This is a genomic window from Arthrobacter sp. StoSoilB13 (assembly GCF_019977255.1).
In the GTDB taxonomy this organism is placed as follows: Bacteria; Actinomycetota; Actinomycetes; order Actinomycetales; family Micrococcaceae; genus Arthrobacter.
Genome location: NZ_AP024648.1, coordinates 86,695 through 107,056, shown reverse-complemented (window position 1 = coordinate 107,056; position 20,362 = coordinate 86,695). Strand labels below are relative to the sequence as shown.

Below are 20,362 nucleotides of genomic sequence, written 5' to 3'. Positions count from 1 at the left end.
TGAAATCCTTGCCGTACGGCGTAAACAGCAAGGGCGATCGCGGGGGAGAGGGCCTGAGGTAGACTCTCAAAAATAAAAGTTAGTTGAAGCTTCAAGCATTAACACGACATAACGTCGGTTATCGGCGTTCAAACAACGGGAGTAGAAGCAGCTGCGAGAACTCCCGCCCCATGACGAATCCAGCGTTTCCGCAGGTCAGCCGGGCTTTGCCCGGCGCGCGCATTCCTCACGCCAACGACTGAATTTGCCCTCGGATCGCTTATGGCTATAGGTTTCCTGCATCTAATGCATGTTTCCATGGTTTAGGGGTCGTGGTGGGTAATGCCGTTCCGGGTTTCGTCCCGCGGATGCTGGTGGATCCGGACATTGGGCTGTTCCGGGCTGATGAACGGGTTTTCACTGCCATGCTCGATGGCTGGCGCCGCAGATGCTGGCACGTGGCCTCACGACTCAGACCATCAAGCAGCGCGGCCAGCTGCTGGAGCGTTTTCAGCGCTTCACGGGTGAATTCCCATGGCAATGGCGCCACGCCGACATCGATGACTTCCTGGCCGATCTGCGCTCGGGCGAGAAACCGATCAGCCTGAAAACGTTGCGCTCGTACAGCAACGCCGTGGCGATGTTCTGCTCTTATCTGACGCATCCTGGCTATGGCTGGGGCGAGTTCTGCGAACGGACTTTCGGCGATATTCCGAGCCAGATCTGCTTCGAGTGGAATATGCCAAGGCACACCACCGATGATGCCGTCCCGGCGAAGAAGCGGTCGTTCACCAAGGCGGAACTGCAGCGACTATTCGACTACATCGATGACCTTGTCGACCGGGAATACGCCGCTGGCAGCAAACGATGGCTGCCCCTTTTCCGCGACTCTGTGGCGTTCAAGGTCTGCTATGCCTATGGGCTTCGCCGACGTGAGATGACCATGCTGGACCTGGAAGACTTCGGCCCGAACCCGCACGTCAGTGACTACGGCCGGTTCGGAGCAGTTCAGGTACGGTTCGCCAAGGGAACGGCAGGCTCAGGACCCAGACGGCGCACCGTGCTGACCGTTCCGGAGTTCGACTGGGTCGTGGACCAGCTCAAGACCTGGACATCCGGAGGGCTGCGGCAGCAGTTTCCGACAGCTGAACGGTCCTCGGCTCTTTGGCCGAGCGAGCGGGGTGCCCGGATGTCCCTGGGCTCTTTCGGGGATGCGTTCGCCGCTGCCCGGGATGCCGTCGGCTTGCCCCAGGAGCTGGGTCTGCATTGCCTCAGGCATTCCTACGTGACCCACCTGATCGAAGCCGGCTATGACGCGGCCTTCGTGCAGACTCAGGTTGGCCACTCCTACGCCTCGACCACCGGGCTCTACACGTCGGTATCGTCGGACTTCAAGCAGAAATCCGTGCAGCAGATGATTGCACGCCGCATCGCGAACTTGGAGGACCCAGATGCCTGAACAGCGCCGGATTGGCTACCGCTGGAACTTGCGAGCCCTGATGGCAAAGCAGAACCTGTGGAAGACCACCGAACTGATGCCGCTCCTGAAATCTCGTGGTATCAACCTTTCCGAAAGTCAGGTCTACAGGCTGGTCACATCGACTCCGGAGCGCATTCCGGCCAAGACATTCGCGGCGCTCTGCGACATCCTGGACTGCACACCCAACGACCTGTTCGAACCATTCGTGGAGATGCGCGCCGCGGCGACAGCCAATGCCCCGAAGCGCAGTGAAGACCTCGGCATCCAACCAGGCAACCCCATCGCACGACGTGTCCGCCTCGTCGCTTCTGAGGACGGTGAGTAGGCCACGCAAAGCAGAGGACCCGATCCGCTGGCCGGTTCCCTGCAGTCGCTGCGGTCAGCACCATCAAACCGTCGCGCGCTGGCCAGACGGCGGCGTTTGCGGCTACTGCTATCAGCAGGCAAAGCGCACCCGTGGAGTCTGCGCCTGCGGCCATGAAGGTGTTCTTCCGGGAATTATCGATGAGGAGCCAGCATGCCGCAGCTGCTCGGGCGTTCGGCTCAACGTTGACTGTGTGGGCTGCGGCGCCGAAGACGAACTTTACAGTGGTGGACGCTGCTGGACCTGCGTCCTCGGCGACATCGTAGACGACCTGCTTACAGACCCAGCTACGGGAGTCATGGCCACGGAACTGATCCCGCTGGCGGCGGCACTGAAGTCAATGAAACGGGCCAACAGCGGCATGACCTGGATCCGGCAAAAGCACGTCACGGCCTTCCTTCGTAACCTCGCTACCGCACCCAAAATCAGTCACGACACCTTCGATGAACTGCCCGACTCCCGCACCCGCGAGTACGTCCGAGGGCTCCTCATCGAGCACGGGGTGCTCCCCCAGCGAAATGCGTTCCTGATTCGCTACGAAAGCTGGGCCACCCAAGCCATGGAACGCGTCAGCGACCCACAGAACCTTGACGTGATCCGCCGCTACATCCGATGGCATCACCAGCGACGCATGAACCTCATGGACGAAGTCTCCCGCGGCACTTTCCTGCGCGCCAAACAGGAAGTCACCGTCGCCATCGACCTCCTGAACTGGCTCACCGGTCATGACATCAAACTGCCGGAACTGCAGCAGTCCCACCTTGATGTATGGCAATCCGAGGGGCCCACGACGAGACGCATCGCTGAGCGCTTCCTCAAATGGGCCATCAAAACCAAGGCCGCCCCAGCGGGGCTCACCATCGTCCCGCACCGCCGCGGCACCAGCCCAAGACTCCCCAAGATCGGGCAAGACAAAGCGCTCCAACAAATCATCCACACCAACGGACCGGAGACCCGTGACCGGGCCGCCGCGATCCTCATCCTCGTCTTCGGACAACAAGCCGAAAACATCGCCCGGCTGACCTGGGACGACGTCACAGTCACTGAAGACTTAGTCACCATCCAACTCGGAACCACCAAAATTGCGCTGCCGGACCCGTTAGCCCAGCCATGGCGGGAGCTCGCCGCAAACCCAGGCCACGAACTGACCGCAGCACACCCCAACACCAAGTGGGTATTCCGCGGAACATCACCCGGACGCCACATCCACCCAGGGCACCTCACAACCCGACTCAGCAAGCTCTTCAACACCCGCGCCGCGCGACTCGGAACACTCCACGAACTCACCAAACTCGCACCCGTGGCCATCATCGCCGAAACCCTCGGCTACTCCCCGACTACCATCGAACGCCACGCCACCGACTCGGCATCCGCCTATGCCCGGTACATCGCAGCAGTAAACGAGTCCGTCCTGCACGAAAGCCCGAGAAACTAGAACGGCTCCGTCTCGCTTGCGTCCGTGAGGACATACCTAAAGCTGCCGGCCCCGACGATCCCAGTCCTGGCGACGGGCTTCTTCCTCGTCCCAGAAATGACCGTCGTAGTGGCGCACATAGAGCAGATAGGCGGTGAAGACCGCGCAGATAATCAGCATTGCCAGCATGAGGTAAAGAAAGGGACCCCAAGCTTGATTCCACCGGAATGCAATTTGCACGATTGCGTTTACGGCCATGAAGGACACCATGACCAGCTGCCAGCGAAATCCGCCCCGCGTCATACGCGGCTCAAGGCGCTTCCGACCCTCAGGCATATTCGGAGCCTACAGCCGGAGGAGCTTTCTGTCATGAGCTAACACCGGCCCCGCCACCGAGCAGTATGAGTGCCGTTCACCGTCGGCAAATCACGGAGGCGGCTACTCCCGTCCCATGAATACCCGTGCATGCCAGTTAAGTAGGACGAGTAGAAGTAGATGAGAGAACCTGCCTTACGAACTCCGCGAGGGAGCCCTTCGCGAAGTCGGAGCAGCAATCACTGCACATCCTTTCGGTGGCTACCAATCGAGTTCATCATGGCGGTCGTCAAACCGATTCAGTGCGCGATGGTGGCCTGAAGTGCTGCACCGACTATGCCGGCATCATTGCGGAGCGTGGCAGGAAGTACTGCGGTTCCCAATTTGAGGTTGGGTAAGTAATCGTTGGCGTGCTGTGAATGCCTCCACCGATGATAACGAGTTCGGGCGAGAACAAAAAATTCCAGGTGTGACAAGCATCGCTGCAGCACGTCGCTGTACTCCTTCCAGGAAAGTCCGTCCCTTTCGCGTGCCACTGCTGAAGCCCGCTTTTCGGCCGCAACACCATCTACTTCCAGGTGTCCGAACTCGGAATTGGGGACGAGCTGACCGTTGAGGAACAACGCAGATACAATGCCAGTCCCCAGCGTGATGGCTAGGACCGAACCGTCTATGCACATGCCAGCGCGGTAACTGATTTCGGCATTACCTGCGGGATCAGCGCCGTTTACAGCCTGTACCGGCCGACACAGCCGGGCGCTTAGGAGTTGGTTGATGTCAGTGTTCAGCCAGCTTTGCTCCATGTTCGCCGCAGAGTGCACAACGCCATGCCGGATTATGCCGGGAAATGTCACACCTACCGGTGCAGACGCAGCCGGAGCCTGCGGGTGGACTGAGATACATTCGATCACCAAGGAAACTGCCGCGGCTACTGCTTCGGGGGTCGCCGGGTGCGGAGTCGGTACGGTCACCGAGGAGTTTTTGCCTTGATTCTTGTCTCCCAGCCCTCCTTTGATACCCGTGCCTCCAATGTCAACGCGGATAAATGCAATGTCCATGCGCTTGGTACCGAAGAAGTGTGAAAACCGTGCACTAGCGTATCGCCGGGGACTGCCGTTGCCGCCCCGGCAACCTTTCTGCCGAGATCGGTAGCCCCCACGAGTCGTTGCTGCTGAAGGCGGCGTCGAAGCTGGTTTGGGAGGCGGGGAAGTCGAATTTCTTCAGGGCGGCGAGGGCTTCGGGGGCGCCATGCAGGCGGTCCATGCCGGCGTCTTCCCATTCCACGGAAATGGGGCCGTCGTAGCCGATCGCGGTGAGGGCCCGGAAGGAGGATTCCCAGGGCACGTCTCCGCGTCCGGCGGAGACGAAGTCCCAGCCGCGGCGGGGATCGCCCCACGGCAGGTGCGAGCCGATCACGGTGTTCCTGCCAGTGGGCCGGAGCTTGGTGTCCTTGCAGTCCACATGGTAGATCCGGTCCTTGAAGTCCCAGATAAAGGAGACAGGGTCAATGCCTTGCCACATGAAGTGTGAGGGATCCCAGTTCAGGCCGAACGCGGGCCGGTGTCCGATGGCTTCGAGGGTGCGGACGGTGGTCCAGTAGTCGTAGGCGATCTCGGAGGGGTGGACTTCGTGGGCGAAGCGGACACCGCATTCATCGAAGACGTCCAGGATGGGGTTCCAGCGGTCGGCGAAGTCCTGGTAGCCGGCGTCGATGACCTTTTCGGGGACGGGCGGGAACATGGCGACGTATTGCCAGATGGAGGAGCCGGTGAACCCGACGACGGTGTCTACTCCCAGTGCGCGTGCCAGGCGGGCGGTGTGTTTCATTTCTTCGGCGGCGCGTTGGCGGACGCCTTCGGGTTCGCCGTCACCCCACACGCGCGATCCGACGATTGCTTCGTGGCGGAAGTCGATGGGGTCATCGCAGACGGCTTGGCCTTTGAGGTGGTCTCCGGAGATGGCCCACACCTTGAGGTTGTACTTTTCCAGTATGGCGAGTTTGGATTCGACGTAGCCGGGTTCGTCCCAGCGCCAGGCGTCCAGGTGGTCTCCGGAGATGGCGATTTCCAGGCCGTCGTAGCCCCAGCCTGAGGCAAGGCGGGCGACTTCCTCGAAGGGGAGGTCGGCCCACTGGCCGGTGAACAGGGTGTACGGGCGGGGCATGTCAGGCTCCTTGCGTAGCGAAGGTTGGTTGTAGGACAGGCGTGACAACACCGCGGTTGTCGGCCGATTCCTCGATGACGGTCAGGACACGTTGGATCTGCAGTCCGTCTTCGAATGACGGCGAGGGCGGGGTCTGCTCCTGGATGGCGGTGAGGAAATCCCGGATCTGGTGGGTGAAGGTGTGTTCCCAACCGATGATATGGCCCTGCGGCCACCACGCCGCCAGATAGGGGTGCTCGGGTTCGTTGACTAGAATCCGGCGAAACCCCTGTTCGCGGACTGGAACGGTAGCGTCCAGGAAACGGAGCTCATTGAAGTTTTCCAAGTCAAACGCGAGCGAACCAGCAGTGCCGTAGATCTCTATGCGAAGGCTGTTCTTTTGGCCGGTCGCGACTCGAGACGCCTCAACTGACGCACCGACGTCCCCCGTCAGTCCAAGTGTGGCCCAGACAGCATCATCTACCGTGACATCTTCGGGGCCGTGGGGCCCGGGACGTCTTGCGACGAATGTCCGCAGTGTTCCGGTGGCCTCGGTAACTGTCTCATTGGTGAGATGTTGGATTTGGTCGATGGCGTGGGAGGCGATATCGCCGTGGGCGCCGGAGCCGGCGGTTTCCTTGCGGAGCCGCCAGGTCATGGGGGACTCGGCGTCGGAGAGCCAGTCCTGAAGGTAGGCGGCCCGGACGTGGCGGACGGTGCCGAGCCGGCCTTCGGCGATCAGTTCGCGGGCCAGTGCAAGAGCGGGGACGCGGCGGTAGTTGAAGCCGATCATCGACTGCACGCCGTTCGCGCGGGCCGTTGCCGCGGCTGCGGTCATGGCTTCTGCCTCGGCGATCGTGTTCGCCAGCGGCTTTTCCACGAGGACGTGTTTCCCGGCAGCGAGGGCGGCAACAGCGATTTCGGCGTGCATCCAGCCCGGAGCGCAGATATCGACGATGTGGATGTCGTCCCGGGCAATGACGGACCGCCAGTCGGTGGCGGACTCTGCCCAGCCGTACTTGGCGGCCGCCTCCGCAACGGATTCGGCGTCCCGGCCGACGAGGACTTTCTGCTCGAAGGCGGGGACGTCGAAGAAGCTGGCCACGTTCCGCCACGCATTCGAGTGGGCCTTCCCCATGAACGCGTAGCCAATGGCGGCCACACCCAGCGGGGCAGATGCTGGGCGGTATGCCGGGGAAGGCGTTTGGTCGGATGGGCGGACTGGGGTGGTCATGGTGTGGTTCCTCGCTGATTCTTAGAGCGTGGCGGTTTCCGGCGCCCAGTCCTCAGGGACGGGTTCGGAGGAGGGCGCGTTGCTGGTGACGTCCACGAATGAGCCCGATTCCACGGATTCGGAAATCGAGACCATGGTGTCCAGCACGTGGTAGGCCAGTTCGCCGGTGGCCCTGTGTGGAGTGCCGGAGCGCAGGGCACGGGCCATGTCCAGCACGCCCAGGCCGCGACCGTTGGCCGGTCCGGTGGCGGGGATGATTTCGGGTTCTTCCGCGCCGGGTCGCCAGAGCTTGAGGCCGCCGTCGAAATAGTTCGGGTCCGGCAGCGAGAGCGTGGCCTCGGTGCCGGTGATTTCCACGAACCCCATTCGCTGGCGGGGGGACTCGAAGGAGAACACGCTGTGGGAGGACGCACCGCTTTCGAACTGCGCCATCGCGGAGACATGGGTGGGGACTTCGACGGCGAATTCCTCGCCGGCCTTCGGACCGGAACCGATGATCCGGGTCGCCCTTGCGGAGGAGCCGACGGCGGCAACCCTGCGCACCGAGCCGAACGTCTGGATCAGGGCAGTGAGGTAGTACGGGCCCATGTCGAACAACGGGCCGGCGCCGTGCTGGAACAGGAACGCCGGGTTCGGGTGCCAGGATTCCGGACCGGGGGTCTGGAAAGTGGTCATCCCCGTCAGCGGAGTTCCAATGTCGCCGCACTCGATGATGCGGCGGGCGGTCTGCAGGCCCGCACCCAGGAACGTGTCCGGCGCCGTTCCGAGGCGGATGCCGGCGGTATCTGCTGCCTTGAGCAGCCCCAGTCCGGACTCGCGGTCCAGGGAGAAAGGCTTCTCCGTCCAGATGTGCTTGCCGGCGTTGACCGCAGCCGTGGCGACCTCGACGTGTGCTGCCGGGATGGTCAGGTTCACGATGATTTCGACGTGGGGATGGTTCAGCGCCTTTTCCGGGCCGCCCCACTCGGGGACGCCGCATTCCTTGGCGCGCGCCTCGGCGGCGTCCTCGAAGAGGTCGGCGATGACCAGAACCTTCAGGTCCGGAAAAACCGTGAGGTTGTCCAGGTACGCCTTGCTGATGTTGCCTGCTCCGATGACGCCGACGCCCACCGGCCCCCGAAGGGAAGACGAGGTGGACGGACTGGATGCTGCGGGGATGCTCACGCGTTGGCTCCTTCGGTAGCGCCCGTACCGGCGCTGGCCGCGTTGCTGTTCAGGAAGGCCAGGCTCTGCGCGATGCCGTCGAAGATGTCGCCGGAGTAGTCATCGAATTCCACCACGCCAACTTCGAGGGATTGTGCCGCGGCGATCACCTCCAGGACCGGGACGTTGCCCTGCCCTGCTGCTTTTTGTGCCTTGTTGTCCTTGTTTATGGGACCGTCTTTGATGTGGATGAACTTCACCCTGTCGCCGAGCTTTGTGAGGATATCCACGGGGTCGTGGCCGCCCACGGCCACCCAGTAGGTATCCACCTCCAGGATTACCGCGGGGTCGAGGTACTCGGCGAGGTATTCCAGCGCCGTTCGCCCGTCAACAATGGACTCGAGTTCCCACTCATGGTTGTGATAACCCACGCGAATGCCATACTCGGCGCCTTTCTTCGCAGCGGCGTTGAGCTTGGCCGCAGTGGACTGGATGGTTTCGGCGTTCTGCCATTGGTCCGCTGGCTGGTAGGGGTCAATGACGGTGCTGATGCCCAGTTCCTTCGCCGCGGTAAAGATTTCATCCTGGTCCTGGGAAAGCAGCGGCGCATGGCCGGAGGGCGCCGTGAGGCCGTTGTCCTTCATCGCGGCGCCGAGCTCCTTGGTCGTAGCGACGAAGTTGTAGGGCTCAACCTGGGTGAAACCGATCTCCGCAACCTTCCTGAGAGTTGCGGGGAGGTCTTCGGAGATGGCATCCCGGAGGGTGTAGAGCTGAATTGAATAGGACATTGTTCTTCCTTTTGCGGGTGGTTCTGAAACATCGGGGTTAGCTGTTGTTTCGGCGAACCCCGGAAGCCTGTTTCGGCTGTTACGGGGCGTTATTTCAGTCTTTTGATGTGCGGATTGCTGCCTCATCCCTTGACGGCTCCCTGCATAACGCAAGCGACGAGTTGCTTGCCGCGGATGAAGAACAGCACCAGCAACGGCACGACCGAGATGAGCACGCCGAACATGATGAGGGCGATGTCTTTGAAGAACGACCTTGTCGGTAACGTGCATGTTGTTCTCCTTTTAAGCAGGTGGGGTCCAGCAACTTCAGGAAGAGGCGCCCGGAGCTTGCGGTTCCATCCGCCGGCGGGGATTTCGCGGTTGTGGCCAGGGGCATCCAGACGCCGTCAACATTGAATCGGCCGAGCACGGTGTCGCGTCAGGTGAAATCCCAAACGCGCGGCTTCGGTTGAATCTGTGCCCAGGAAGACACGCCACATGCGGGTGTAATCCCCGCGCTAGACGATCACGTCGTTTCTAATCCTTACTCAGGTTGGCCACGAGGGCGTCCTCTGTGTGAGTAGTAGGCGCCCGGCTCTGATCGGGCCTGCTGTCGAGTGAGAACTCGCGCAGGGTTGGGATGGTTTTTGATGCGCAGAGTTGAGAGAACCAGTGGGAGCTGAGTTTCGGGGTCCGCTGGAGGGTGTCGTAATCGACGTGAATGATGCCGAATCGCGGTCCGTATCCGGCGGCCCACTCGAAGTTGTCCAGGAGTGACCAGACCAGGTAGCCAACAACGTTGGCCCCGCGGTGGCGGGCGCGGTCAGTTGCCGTGACGTGTTCGATGAGGAAGCGGGTACGGTCAAAATCTAGGACAACGTTGTTGCCGTTCAACGAGGTGACGGTGTCGGGAAAAGCTGCTCCGTTTTCCATCACCATGATCGGCAAACCAGGATGTTCAGCAGAAAGTGCCACGAGGTGGTCTTCGAGGCCTTGGGGTTCAATCCCCCAGTCCATCCCGGTCCGCTCGAGGTCTCCTCGTCGAAGGAACTCAATTCTTTCCGAGCCCGGGAAGGCGGTGCCGCCGTCTTTTTCGGTTTCCGGGTCATAGGCGGGGTTCAGGCGTACATGCATGACTTCGTAATAGTTCACGCCCAGGAGATCGATCGGTTGATGACTGGTTTCCAAATCCCCGGGAAGGACGAAACTCCAGTCCGTGAATTTCCGTGTGTCGGCGAGAAGGTCGGCAGGGTACTGCCCGTTCAGCATGGGCCCGGTGAAGACGCGGTTCGCCACCGCGTCGAACTGGCGCGCAGCTTCTGCGTCTTCCGGGGTTTCAGCGGCTACGCGGAAGATGTTCAGTGCCACAGAGATTTGCGCGTCGTTCCGGGTGATGGTTCGCCGGAGCGCTTTGACGGCAAGTCCATGCGAAAGGTTGAGGTGGTGCGCTGCGATGAGCGCATCTTCATGGCTTGTTCCACCGGGTGCAAATGCTCCACTGCCGTATCCGGAGAAGGAGTTGTTCCAAGGCTCGTTGTGGGTCGACCAGATATAGACGCGGTCACCGAGAGCAGCGCCCATGATCTCTGCGTACTTTTCGAAGGCGAAGGCGGTCTTGCGTCCGCGCCAGCCGCCGTACTTGTCTTCCAGCGCTTGTGGAAGGTCCCAGTGGTTGAGCGTTACGACCGGTTGGATTCCGCGCGCCAGCAGACTGTCAACGAGGCGTGAATAGAACTGTAGGCCCTCAGCGTTCACCTCGCCCTCACCGGTCGGCATGACGCGCGACCACGAGATCGAAAACCGGTAAGCGGTTAGGTTCAGGGCCTCCATCAACCCGAGATCCTCCTCGACACGGTGGTAGTGGTCGGCGGCGACGTCTCCCGTGGCGCCCCCTTCGGTCTTCCCTGGAGTGTGGCTAAAGGTATCCCAAATGGAGGGGCCCCGTCCCCCTTCGGTTGCGCCGCCCTCAATCTGGTAGGCGGCGGTCGCGGCGCCAAGAATGAAGGAGGGCGGTAAATCGATGTGTCCGCTATCGAGGAGACCGTGGTACATGGTCAGTCCTTTCGCGTCGGTCGCGTGACCGCGTTGGTTCCGCGGCAGCGGCTGGTTCATGGCAAATCCGCGGTGAGGGTCAGAGACTTTGATTCAGTCAGGTATGCCCTGCTGTCCGTCACGTCCGCAGTTCCGCCGGTAACGTCCAGCAGAGTGCGCAGTGGGCGGTCGTCCGAAGACGCGCCGACTGAAATGGACATTGGGCCTGGCTCAACGATCCACCTGCCTTCAAGCGAGAGGTAGGCCAGGAGCGCCAGCTGCAGGGTGAAGACCAGTGTTGCTTCCTGGCTAGGCTCCAGCGTGATGCGCTGGAAGCCGGCAAGTTGAAGCGCAGGTCGTGAGATTCCGAGTGCTTCGTCCTCGACGTACAGCTGGACCACTTCGGTGCCGGTGCGGCTGCCGCTGTTGATCACCGTGACCGTCACTTCGACCTCTCCGTCCGTGGCGACTGATGGCGTGCTGAGGGCCAGTGCTGAGTACGTGAAGCGGGTGTAGGTGAGACCGTGCCCGAACGGAAACAGTGGTGTGGCGGCCCCTCATCGACATATCCGCCATGGTCGTCGCCTTCGCGGCGGCGGTAGCCGCTGCCGAATCGTTGGCTGGAGTGGATTGGTACCTGACCGCTTGATCGGGGCATGGTGTACGGGAGTCGTCCTTGCGGCTCGCTGGCGCCAGTGAGAACGTCCGTGACGGCGCGGGGGCCGAATTCGGAGCCATAGTATCCGAGTACGAGCGCGTTCAGTTTTGGTTCGATGACGCCCAGCGCGAGGGGCCTGCCTGAGAAGAGTACGCCCACCATCGGTGTGTCCAGGGTATGGAGCGCATCGACGAGTTTGCGCTGTGATTCAGGAAGTCGCAGATCGGAGGTGTCTGCGCCTTCGCCTTCGGTGCGCTCGGCGAAGAACCAGCGGGCCAGTCCGCCGAGCGCCAGGATAATGACATCTGCGCCGCGCGCCGCGTCAACCGCGGCCGGGATTTTGTCGATGCCGCCGTCAACGTCGCAACCTTCGGAAACCACTACCGTCGCATTCGGCAGTGCGGTCCGCAGGGCCTCGCTGAGCGACGCGGCGTCGTACTGGACTCGTGCGTATTCGTCCTCGCCCATTGACAGGAGATCGCCGATCTCGCCTTCAACGTAGGAGTTATCGGGCTGGAACGTACCTTCATCCACTCCGACCATGGAGCTGGCCACTCCACTGCGCAGAGCGCGGGTCAGGGCGATGAATGCGGGAAACGTATATGGTGCAAATGCGGTACCCACCGCATCGGCGTGAGGACCAATGATGGCTATGCGTTGTGCATTGCCGAGGGGCAGGACACCGTCGTTCTTTAACAGCGTGACCGACTCGTGCGCCAGCCGCGACGAGAGCTCGCGGCCCTCCTTGGCAATTGACATCACCGTGACCTGATCGGTGGACACATACGGATTCTCGAACAAGCCGAGCTCGAACTTGTGAGTGAGGACCCGCAAGACCGCCTCATCTACAAGTGCCTCACTGATCTCCCCGTCCTGGATGGCGGAGATAAGGGCTTCCCCGTACCCGAAGGGAGCCGGTAACTCTACGTCAATGCCAGCGCGAAGTCCCAGCACCGCTGCTTCGCGCGCATTGCTGGCGGCCCGGTGGTGGACGACCAGGTTCTCGATTGATCCCCAGTCGGAGACCACTGTCCCGTCGAAGCCCAGTTCGTCCCGCAACAGGTGGCGGAATATCCGCGAGTCAGCGGCAGCGGGCACGCCATCCCAATCGGAGAGGGAATTCATGACCGAATCCAGGCCGGCCAGTGTGATGGCGGCAGCGAACGGACGCGCATAAACCTCCCGGAGCTCTCGCTCGCCTAGGGTCACGGACGCCATGTTTAGCCCTGCGTCACTCATCGCGTAACCAAGGAAATGCTTGCCAGTGGCAATCACCCCATCCTTCAGCGACGCTCCACGCAGGTTGCGGATGAACGAGACTCCAAAAGCGCTCACGAGGTAGGGATCCTCGCCATACGTCTCGTGTACTCGCCCCCACCTTGCATCTCTTGCAACGTCAAGGACCGGCGAAAGCGCGTGGTGGAAACCAACCGAGCGCATCTGCCGGCGTGTCAGGGCGGCCATCTCACCGACCCCTTCTGGATCCCACGTCGCCGCAAGGCCGATCCCTGTGGGGAACGAGGTAAATGACGGTGCGTTGACACCATTCAGTGCCTCGACGTGCATGATGGCGGGAATCCCCAGACGGGTATTCTCTACCAGGTATCGCTGAACCTCATTATTGAGCCGCGCGACCTCGGCAGCAGTCCGCGGGAATCCCCCCATATGGGGTTCCACGTACCCGATCCCATCACCGAGCTTGGTGGCGGCGATTCCGGGGCGAATGCCATCTGCGTCGAACAGCATCGTCGGCACCAGAGAGGTGAGTTGTGCAACCTTCTCCGAGATTGTCATTCGTTTGATCAGATCAACGGCCCGAAAGCGCGCTTCCTCCACGTATTGCTCCTAAAGTTTCTTGCTGTGTGGCTCACCGAGGTGGCCTCTCGCTTGGACGTTGATCAGCCCGAGGCATCTACTGGTGTGGTGTGGTGTGGTGTGGCGGCCGGGCCGGTTGCCAACGTCGGGGAGGAGTCGCTACCGGCCGCCGACGTATCTACTTGGCCCGGACTTCAGCCCTTGACTCCGGAGGAGACGGTGGAGCGGATGAAGTAGCGCTGGGCGAAGAAGAAGATCGACAGCACGGGCAGGATGTACAGCACGGCAGCAGCGGCCTGCACGGTGGGAATGGTGTTCCCGTTAGGGTCCTGGTACCACGCGGTAATGGCCACCGCGAGGGTCGTGTGGTCCGTGTCCAACAACAGTGCGGGTCCAATGTAATCGCCCCAGGTCCACGTGAACGACAAAAGGAACGAGGTAATCAGCACCGGGCGGGAGAGGGGAAGGAAGATCTGGACGAAGATTCTCAGCCAGCCGGCACCATCCATAATTGCCGCGTCTTCGAGTTCGCGCGGGAGCGACGAGAAGAACTGGCGGAAGAGGAACACCATATACGGTGATGCGGCCAGCCCCCACAAAATCCAGGGCCAGTAGGTGTTCACCAGCCCGATTTGCGAGAAGAGAACGTACGTTGGCAGCAGCGTCAGAATCTGCGGGATCATCATGGTTGAGAGCAGAACCAGGAACAGGGCCTTTTTTCCGGGGGCCCTTAGCCGGGCGAAACCGAAGCCGACCGTAGCGCTCGATATGGTTATCAGCACCGAATACGTTGTCGCGAGGAATAAAGAGTTGGCCGTGTAGGCCACAAAGTCCATTTGGGTAACGGCCTCGACGAAGTTGTTCCATTGCGCCTTATCAGGCAGGACCTGGATCGGAAACGAGGCCCATTCAGCGGGTGTCTTCAGCGCCGCAAGTATCAGCCACAGGAATGGGCCGATAAAGAACACCGACAGGAGCAGGATCAATATGTAGAGGATCGCCGGGGGCCGCTTGTCCTTCCGGACCTTTTCGGCTTTCCGGATATGTTTGGCCTCGGGTGCCAGCCCGGCGGGTGTTTCACGCTCAGTCGTGGTCATCGGGTTGCTCCTTCTTTCTCGGCTTCCGTGTCGACTTCGTAGTACACCCATGACTGGCTCGAGCGCAGGAAGAGCAACGTCAGACCGAGGATGATGAGGAAGAACACCCACAGCATTGCCGATCCGTAGCCGAAACGGTTGCTGAGGAAGAACTCCTTGTAGACCTGCACCATGTACAGGTTGTTGCTGTCCGGCACCCCACTGACCTTCGAGATACCGGCCGAGCTGGTCAGGAGCAGGGGCTGGATGAAGACCTGCAACGCCGCGATCACGCCCGTGATCACCTGGAAGAAGAGGATGGGCGAAATCATCGGTACTGTCACGTGCCGGAAGACAGACCATCGTCCCGCGCCGTCGATGGTGGCCGCTTCCTCGAGCTCGGCCGGAACGCCCTGAAGAGCGGCGAGCATGATGATCATGCCTGCGCCCAGACCCCAGAGCATCAGGATCACCAGAGCGTAGAAGGCGGTAGGGTCCAGAAGCCACGCGATCGGCTGGATGCCGACGACCCCCAGGATGGCGTTGAGGATTCCTGAATCCCTGTTGAAGACAAGCTTCCACATGATTGCCATGGCGACAACCGGGACGACTGAGGGCAGAAAGAACAGAGTCCTCCACAGTCCCAATGCCCTCAGCCGCCGGTTGATGATCATCGCCAGGCCAAGAGATCCGCCGATGGTCAGCGGGACAACGATGGCAGTGAACAGCAGCGTCCTCAGCAGCGCCATCCACGCCTCGCCGTCACTGAACAGTTCAACGTAGTTATCCAGGCCAACCCACTTGAAGCGCGGAGAGCTGCCGTCGAAGTTGGTAAGGCTCACAAGCAGCCCGAACACCATGGGCAACGCCGTCAGCAGCACGAAACCTATTACCCAAGGCCCGACGAATGCGTAGAACGCTTTCTTGGGGTAGCGGGACCACTTGCGTGCCATAACTGTTAGCCGATCTGCTTCTTGCCCTGCGCGAGGGCTTTGTTCAAGTCATCAGTGAGCGCCGAGCATGCCTGGTCTACGCTCAGTTCACCCTTGATTGATTTCTCAAGGTACGTCTTGATCGTGGCGTTCAAGAGATCTGTCGAGATGTAAGGCGAGTCGGGCAAGGGCTTCGCATACTGCAGTTCATTCTGCGCGACCTGGTACGCCTGCTTCTGGAATGGAAGATCCTGCGGCAACTTATCGCTCAGCGACTTCAGCCCCGGAAGGGCCCCCAACCACTCGCGGCACGCTCCTTGGCCGGCGTGCCGGCCATGTAATACTCCATGAGCTTGAAAGCTGCATCCTTGTTCTTCGCCTTCTCCGGGATCCACCAACCCTGCCCGGAGAACGTCGGCGCGACACGGGTGTCTCCCATTACAGGTGAAGGAGCCATTCGGACAGTCTTCAGCGCATCGGGGGCGGCGAAGTTGCCGCCATACCAATAGCCATCCTGACTGATCGCCATGCGCTGTGCGGCGAAGGTCGAGTAGTCAGAGCCGTCCGGAAGCGGGTTCAGGGACGTCGGGCCCACCCCTGATTTCCCGAAATCGACGTACCACTGGAAGGCGCGCTTGGCGGCGGCCGAGGTGAAGTCGATCTTGGTCAGGTCTTCGTTGTACAGCTGCCCACCTTGCTGCATTACCATCGCCGACATGGGCTGGGAGAGGGACCAGTCCCATTCGACGCCCAGTCCGAAGGTCCTCGTTGTTGTGCCCTCGGTGACAGTGAGCTTTTTGGCGATTTCCAGGAGGTTGTCGTAGCTGGTTGCCTCGGTGTCACTCAGGTAGGGGACGCCGGCTTTGTCGAAAAGGGCGGTGTTGTACCAGAGTGTCGAGTCCTGGCTCCAGTCTTTGACGACGCCGTATAGGGGACCTTCGCCGCTCTTGGTGCCGTTCCAGCGGAAGCTGTTGTTGACGGGCTGAAGGTCGTCTTCCTTCAGCACATCACTCTTCTTCAGGTATGGGGTGAGGTCCGTAGCCAATCCCCGCGCGTTGAAGTTGGCGCTGCCGACGGCGGCGCCAACAGTAATGTCGGGCGGGTTGCCCGAAGCAAGCATGGTGTTCAGCCGGGTCGCATCGAACAGAACCTGGTTGATCTTGATGCCAGGGTTGTTCTTCTCGAACTCGGCAACCTGTTCCGCGCTGAGATCCTTGGCTCCGACCATGACGGTCAAAGTGGTCTCCCCCGACGGGCTGCTGGCGCCACCGCCGCCGGCGGTGCACCCGGCAAGTAGGGCTGTTGCTGCAATGAACGAGCCCGCGACAAAGGTACGCCGCTTGAGTGTTGCTGCTGGTGTAGGCATGTCTACCTCCTTGTGACATGGGGCGCCCGGAACTGGGTCGCCGTGGTGATCGTGATCATCATTACACGAAAACGAAACAGTTGCTACAATTTTATTCAAGCAGTTTCAAAGGGCCGGTGTTGCCCAAGGCGCCGGGCTATAGTTAGTAAGGTCACTAGCATGAGTGAACAGAAGAGCCCCGGCGCCCGGGGTCCGTACGCAAAATCGGCGCAGCGATCGAGTGACATCCTCGATGCCGCCGCCACTGTGTTCGCAACACACGGCTACCACGGCGGCTCATTGCGGGACATCGCGCGCTCCCTCGACCTCAGCCTGACCAGCATCGTCCACCACTTCGGGTCCAAGTACGAGCTTCTCGAGGCCGTGCTCGAGCGGGCCGACAGGACCACTCCCGGCAACGAAGAGTTCGACTTCGACGCCGCTTGCGCCGAACGCGGGGTCGCGTCCGCCACACTGGAGCGGGTGGAGTCAAGCATCGAGCGGCCCGAACTGCTGCGCCTCTTCGCCATCCTGGCAGCGGAATCCTCCACCCCCACGCATCCCGCGCATGACTGGTTCGTCGCCCGCTACCGGCGCAAAACGGAAGAACTTTCGGCCGCCTTCACCTACGACCAGGCCGCAGGCCGAATCAGCCCAACCCGAGACCCCCACACCCTTAGCCGCCTGCTCATAGGTACCTGGGACGGCATACAGCTGCAATGGCTGATCGACCCGACCGCCGATATGACCAGGTCTATGAGGGCATTCTTTGAATGGGCCCTTCCGGAATCGGTGAAGGATCTCCCTGGCGTTCCGAACCGATCTGCCGCCCGGTAATCTGCCCGATCCTTCTTTCCCCCGCTCCAGTGCCGCGTGGTTAGTGCGGCCTTAGCGGAACCATAACTCCGAAAAATGTAGCAGTCGTTCAAATTTCGTCGTAAGGTGGGCGCTGTCGCTTGTGCTGTCGCGACGACATCGTGACCCCTCAACGAGGAGATCCTTCCATGAGCGGGCCGGAACCGGGCAGCGTGCGTGTGGATCGCCCGCACGGCTCGCAGGGGTAGTGGTGAGTTCGCTGCGGGACGGGTAGTGAAGTCCATTTCCACGATCGCTACGGCAAAGACACTGCCGGACGTGCCCTCGCCTTCTCACTAAAAGCACAATAACTCGCTCCGATCTCGGGGTTCGGCGCGTCTTCGCCGAAACGAAAAATAAAACCGCCCATCCAGGAGAGGATCCACATGACCCACCTAAATCTGGCAACAACACCTGACGGAATCCAGTACCGCGACCTGAACGGGAACGGGATCATGGACCCCTTTGAGGACCCGCGGAGAACACCCGAAGAGCGCACCGAAGACCTTCTCAACCGGCTCTCGTTAGACGAAAAAATCGGCCTCATGTTTCAGACCGTCATCGAATCAGGACCAGGCGGCTCCTTGCTGGAGACAGCCGGGCACATCAGCAAATCACCAACCTCGGTAGTGGTTCTGGCGAAGAACATGACCCACTTCAATGTCCACGGACTCGACGACGCACGCGAAGCCGCCCGGTGGAACAACGCCCTGCAAAAACTCGCAGCTCAAACGCCTCACGGAATTCCCGTCACAATCTCCACGGACCCTCGCCACGCATTCGCCGAAAACGTCGGCGTCGGATTTTCCGCAGGCCCGTTTTCGCAATGGCCGGAAGGGCTGGGCCTGGCCGCGATCGATGAACCTGAAACCACCCGCCATTTCGCCGAGATCGCCCGTGCCGAATACACTGCGGTCGGAATCCGTGCTGCGCTTCACCCGCAAATCGACTTAGCCACCGAGCCCCGATGGGGGCGGCAACTGCAAACTTTCGGTTCCCGCCTCGATCGGGTCATAGCCCATACGGCCGCCTACCTGGCCGGCTTCCAAGGCGCCACGCTCGGTCCCGGCAGCGTGTCCTGCACGACTAAACACTTCCCGGGCGGGGGACCGCAAAAGGACGGCGAGGACGCCCACTTCCCCTACGGTCGCGAACAGGTGTACCCGGGCGGCCGATTCGAAGACCATCTGGCACCTTTTAGGACTGCCATCGAGCATGACACCGCGGCCATCATGCCGTACTACGGGATGCCGGTGGGTCTTGAAATAAACGGACAACCGGTGGAAGAAGTAGGTTTCGGCTACAACCGCCAGATACTTCAGGAACTCCTGCGCGAGGACCTCGGCTTTGAAGGTGTCATTGTGACGGACTGGGAACTCGTCAACGACAACGTTATTGGCGACCAGGTCCTACCCGCCCGGGCCCTGGGGAGTAGAACACCTCGACGCCCGGGGCCGCATGTTGAAAATCCTTGAAGCAGGAGCGGACCAGTTCGGCGGCGAAGAATGCGTCGAAATCCTCCGCAGCCTGGTCGATGAAGGTCTCGTCGCGGAATCCCGGATCGACGCTTCGGCTCGACGACTGCTGCTGGTGAAGTTCCGGCTTGGGCTTTTCGACAACCCCTTCGTCGACGAAGATACAGCGGCCCGCGTCGTTGGCAGCCCGCAACACCGTGCCGCGGGCGAGCTGGCGCAATCACGCTCCGTTTGTGTCCTCGAGAACAAGCTCCACGGAACTGAACCGACCCTTCCCGTTGCGCCGGGCCAACGTCTCTACATAGAGGGAATCGATCCCGCCATAGCCGGCACGCTCGGAACCATCGTCCCCACGCCGGAGGAAGCAGATCTAGCAATTATCAGAATCGCCGCACCATTCGACGCCAGAGACGACCTTTTCCTCGAATCATTCTTTCACCAGGGAGGGCTTGAATTCCGGCCCGGCCTCATCTACCGACTGAACGCGATATCCTCCCGCATACCCCTGATCGTGGATGTCGCCCTTGACCGTGGCGCCATCCTTACCCCGATCTCAACGATCACATCCGCGCTCACGGCCAGTTTTGGAGTATCCGATTCTGCACTATCGCGGGTCCTCAGTGGCGAAATCACACCAGTCGGACGGCTGCCAATCGCACTGCCAATGGCAATGAATGACGTCCGGACCGTCGCTCCGGACACTGGCCTCGCAGCCGATAAATGTCTTTACCCGGCCGGACACAAAGCACTTCTGTAAACGGCTCCCTCGGGGCCACCCACCCGTTCATCCCGACGCCCCACCAGTCCAAGGGCTCTTGACCCCGGCTCCCCTGCAACTGCTGGATGCTGCATCGAGCTTGGCATGCGTCCGCCGTAGCGCCCCTCGCTTCGCCTCGCACCGCCGCACTCGGTGCGGTGAAAGGAACACATGGAAATCACGACCGGAGAGCTGGAACAGCCCGGCATGCTGGAGGTACAGGTCAAGGACGCCTCTGAGGTGGATAACGCTCTGGAAGAGGCGATATCCGTCGTGCAGAAGGCCGCACGCAAGCACCGGATAGGGATCCTCGTGACACGGATCGAGACGGGCAGATATATCGTGCGTGCTCATCCCGCTGTCCCCTTCGGGTTGATCCGCCAGCGACACGACGACGCCAGTAGATAGACCCCAAGGCAATCGGCATACCCGGAAAGCACGTCCGGAACACGACTGCGCCGACCCCGACGACACAGACAATGGCGGGTTCACAGGTTCCGCGCTGAACCTCGGGAGGCAGATCAGGGGCCTCTTCCTCCGGATCGGGGCCTCTGACCCCCGCGCCCTGCGCAAGAACCCC

The 20,362-nt window shown here is 61.2% G+C and carries 15 protein-coding genes and 4 pseudogenes; 6 read left to right on the top strand and 13 right to left on the bottom strand.

The annotated features are described in order from the left end of the window. Positions 1-347: 347 nt before the first annotated feature. The 3 genes and pseudogenes from LDP01_RS12695 (at position 348) to LDP01_RS12685 (ending at position 3,258) form a co-directional block, all read left to right on the top strand. Positions 348-1,438, top strand: a pseudogene (locus tag LDP01_RS12695) (site-specific integrase). Continuing rightward, the gene (locus LDP01_RS12690) at positions 1,431-1,784 is read left to right on the top strand and encodes a helix-turn-helix domain-containing protein (RefSeq protein WP_224092706.1); all 354 of its coding nucleotides are present in this window, start codon (positions 1,431-1,433) and stop codon (positions 1,782-1,784) included. The pseudogene LDP01_RS12695 and the gene LDP01_RS12690 overlap by 8 nt, the downstream one beginning before the upstream one ends. Further along, a complete protein-coding gene (locus LDP01_RS12685) occupies positions 1,777-3,258 on the top strand; it encodes a site-specific integrase (RefSeq protein WP_224092705.1) in 1,482 nt (493 codons plus the stop codon). The genes LDP01_RS12690 and LDP01_RS12685 overlap by 8 nt, the downstream gene beginning before the upstream one ends. Positions 3,259-3,294: 36 nt before the next feature. Here LDP01_RS12685 and LDP01_RS12680 read toward each other — a convergent pair whose 3' ends face one another. From LDP01_RS12680 to LDP01_RS12620, 13 genes and pseudogenes are all read right to left on the bottom strand, one after another. Then, positions 3,295-3,573 (bottom strand): DUF2244 domain-containing protein, encoded by a 279-nt coding sequence (locus LDP01_RS12680; protein ID WP_224092703.1) that lies wholly within the window; start codon positions 3,571-3,573, stop codon positions 3,295-3,297. A 278-nt stretch (positions 3,574-3,851) separates the two neighbouring features. Beyond that, positions 3,852-4,610, bottom strand: a pseudogene (ppgK, locus tag LDP01_RS12675) (polyphosphate--glucose phosphotransferase). Positions 4,611-4,713: 103 nt separating this feature from the next. Continuing rightward, positions 4,714-5,715, bottom strand: a pseudogene (locus tag LDP01_RS12670) (sugar phosphate isomerase/epimerase family protein); the annotation flags it as partial. Position 5,716: 1 nt separating this feature from the next. Further along, entirely contained in the window at positions 5,717-6,928 is a 1,212-nt protein-coding gene (locus tag LDP01_RS12665) for a Gfo/Idh/MocA family protein (protein WP_224092701.1), read from the bottom strand. A 21-nt stretch (positions 6,929-6,949) separates the two neighbouring features. Next, on the bottom strand, positions 6,950-8,086 hold the full coding sequence (locus tag LDP01_RS12660; protein ID WP_224093936.1) for a Gfo/Idh/MocA family protein: 1,137 nt from the start codon (positions 8,084-8,086) through the stop codon (positions 6,950-6,952). 2 nt (positions 8,087-8,088) lie between these two features. Continuing rightward, positions 8,089-8,859, bottom strand: a complete 771-nt coding sequence (locus tag LDP01_RS12655; protein WP_224092699.1) for a sugar phosphate isomerase/epimerase family protein — start codon at positions 8,857-8,859, stop codon at positions 8,089-8,091. Between the two features lie 516 nt (positions 8,860-9,375). Further along, positions 9,376-10,890 (bottom strand): GH1 family beta-glucosidase, encoded by a 1,515-nt coding sequence (locus LDP01_RS12645; RefSeq protein ID WP_224092697.1) that lies wholly within the window; start codon positions 10,888-10,890, stop codon positions 9,376-9,378. A 56-nt stretch (positions 10,891-10,946) separates the two neighbouring features. Further along, positions 10,947-11,315 carry a fibronectin type III-like domain-contianing protein gene (locus tag LDP01_RS23740; RefSeq protein WP_346658935.1) on the bottom strand — a complete coding sequence of 123 codons (369 nt, stop codon included), beginning with the start codon at positions 11,313-11,315 and terminating at the stop codon, positions 10,947-10,949. Beyond that, positions 11,312-13,321 carry a glycoside hydrolase family 3 protein gene (locus tag LDP01_RS12640; RefSeq protein WP_346658934.1) on the bottom strand — a complete coding sequence of 670 codons (2,010 nt, stop codon included), beginning with the start codon at positions 13,319-13,321 and terminating at the stop codon, positions 11,312-11,314. Before LDP01_RS12640 ends, LDP01_RS23740 begins: the two co-directional genes overlap by 4 nt. Positions 13,322-13,536: 215 nt before the next feature. Continuing rightward, a complete protein-coding gene (locus tag LDP01_RS12635; protein WP_224092695.1) occupies positions 13,537-14,439 on the bottom strand; it encodes a carbohydrate ABC transporter permease in 903 nt (300 codons plus the stop codon). Continuing rightward, on the bottom strand, positions 14,436-15,371 hold the full coding sequence (locus LDP01_RS12630; RefSeq protein WP_224092693.1) for a carbohydrate ABC transporter permease: 936 nt from the start codon (positions 15,369-15,371) through the stop codon (positions 14,436-14,438). The genes LDP01_RS12635 and LDP01_RS12630 overlap by 4 nt, the downstream gene beginning before the upstream one ends. Positions 15,372-15,376: 5 nt before the next feature. After that, positions 15,377-15,649 (bottom strand): hypothetical protein, encoded by a 273-nt coding sequence (locus LDP01_RS12625; RefSeq protein ID WP_224092685.1) that lies wholly within the window; start codon positions 15,647-15,649, stop codon positions 15,377-15,379. Next, complete coding sequence (locus tag LDP01_RS12620) at positions 15,628-16,716, bottom strand: extracellular solute-binding protein (protein ID WP_224092682.1); 1,089 nt, start codon at positions 16,714-16,716, stop codon at positions 15,628-15,630. Before LDP01_RS12620 ends, LDP01_RS12625 begins: the two co-directional genes overlap by 22 nt. Positions 16,717-16,875: 159 nt before the next feature. On the opposite strand from LDP01_RS12620, the gene LDP01_RS12615 reads away from it, so the two are divergent. From LDP01_RS12615 to LDP01_RS12605, 3 genes and pseudogenes are all read left to right on the top strand, one after another. Further along, on the top strand, positions 16,876-17,532 hold the full coding sequence (locus tag LDP01_RS12615) for a TetR/AcrR family transcriptional regulator (protein WP_224092673.1): 657 nt from the start codon (positions 16,876-16,878) through the stop codon (positions 17,530-17,532). Positions 17,533-17,936: 404 nt separating this feature from the next. After that, positions 17,937-19,782, top strand: a pseudogene (locus LDP01_RS12610) (glycoside hydrolase family 3 protein). Positions 19,783-19,953: 171 nt separating this feature from the next. Next, entirely contained in the window at positions 19,954-20,190 is a 237-nt protein-coding gene (locus LDP01_RS12605) for a hypothetical protein (RefSeq protein ID WP_223948826.1), read from the top strand. The last annotated feature ends 172 nt before the right edge of the window (positions 20,191-20,362 follow it).

Excerpts from the sequence above, each read along its gene's own strand:
- LDP01_RS12605 (WP_223948826.1), top strand. The coding sequence starts at position 19,954 with ATGGAAATCACGACCGGAGAGCTGGAACAGCCCGGCATGCTGGAGGTA.
- LDP01_RS12630 (WP_224092693.1), bottom strand. The coding sequence starts at position 15,371 with ATGGCACGCAAGTGGTCCCGCTACCCCAAGAAAGCGTTCTACGCATTC.
- LDP01_RS12620 (WP_224092682.1), bottom strand. The coding sequence starts at position 16,716 with ATGCCTACACCAGCAGCAACACTCAAGCGGCGTACCTTTGTCGCGGGC.
- LDP01_RS12645 (WP_224092697.1), bottom strand. The coding sequence starts at position 10,890 with ATGTACCACGGTCTCCTCGATAGCGGACACATCGATTTACCGCCCTCC.
- LDP01_RS12665 (WP_224092701.1), bottom strand. The coding sequence starts at position 6,928 with ATGACCACCCCAGTCCGCCCATCCGACCAAACGCCTTCCCCGGCATAC.
- LDP01_RS12615 (WP_224092673.1), top strand. The coding sequence starts at position 16,876 with ATGAGTGAACAGAAGAGCCCCGGCGCCCGGGGTCCGTACGCAAAATCG.
- LDP01_RS12655 (WP_224092699.1), bottom strand. The coding sequence starts at position 8,859 with ATGTCCTATTCAATTCAGCTCTACACCCTCCGGGATGCCATCTCCGAA.
- LDP01_RS12635 (WP_224092695.1), bottom strand. The coding sequence starts at position 14,439 with ATGACCACGACTGAGCGTGAAACACCCGCCGGGCTGGCACCCGAGGCC.
- LDP01_RS12640 (WP_346658934.1), bottom strand. The coding sequence starts at position 13,321 with ATGACAATCTCGGAGAAGGTTGCACAACTCACCTCTCTGGTGCCGACG.
- LDP01_RS12690 (WP_224092706.1), top strand. The coding sequence starts at position 1,431 with ATGCCTGAACAGCGCCGGATTGGCTACCGCTGGAACTTGCGAGCCCTG.
- LDP01_RS12680 (WP_224092703.1), bottom strand. The coding sequence starts at position 3,573 with ATGCCTGAGGGTCGGAAGCGCCTTGAGCCGCGTATGACGCGGGGCGGA.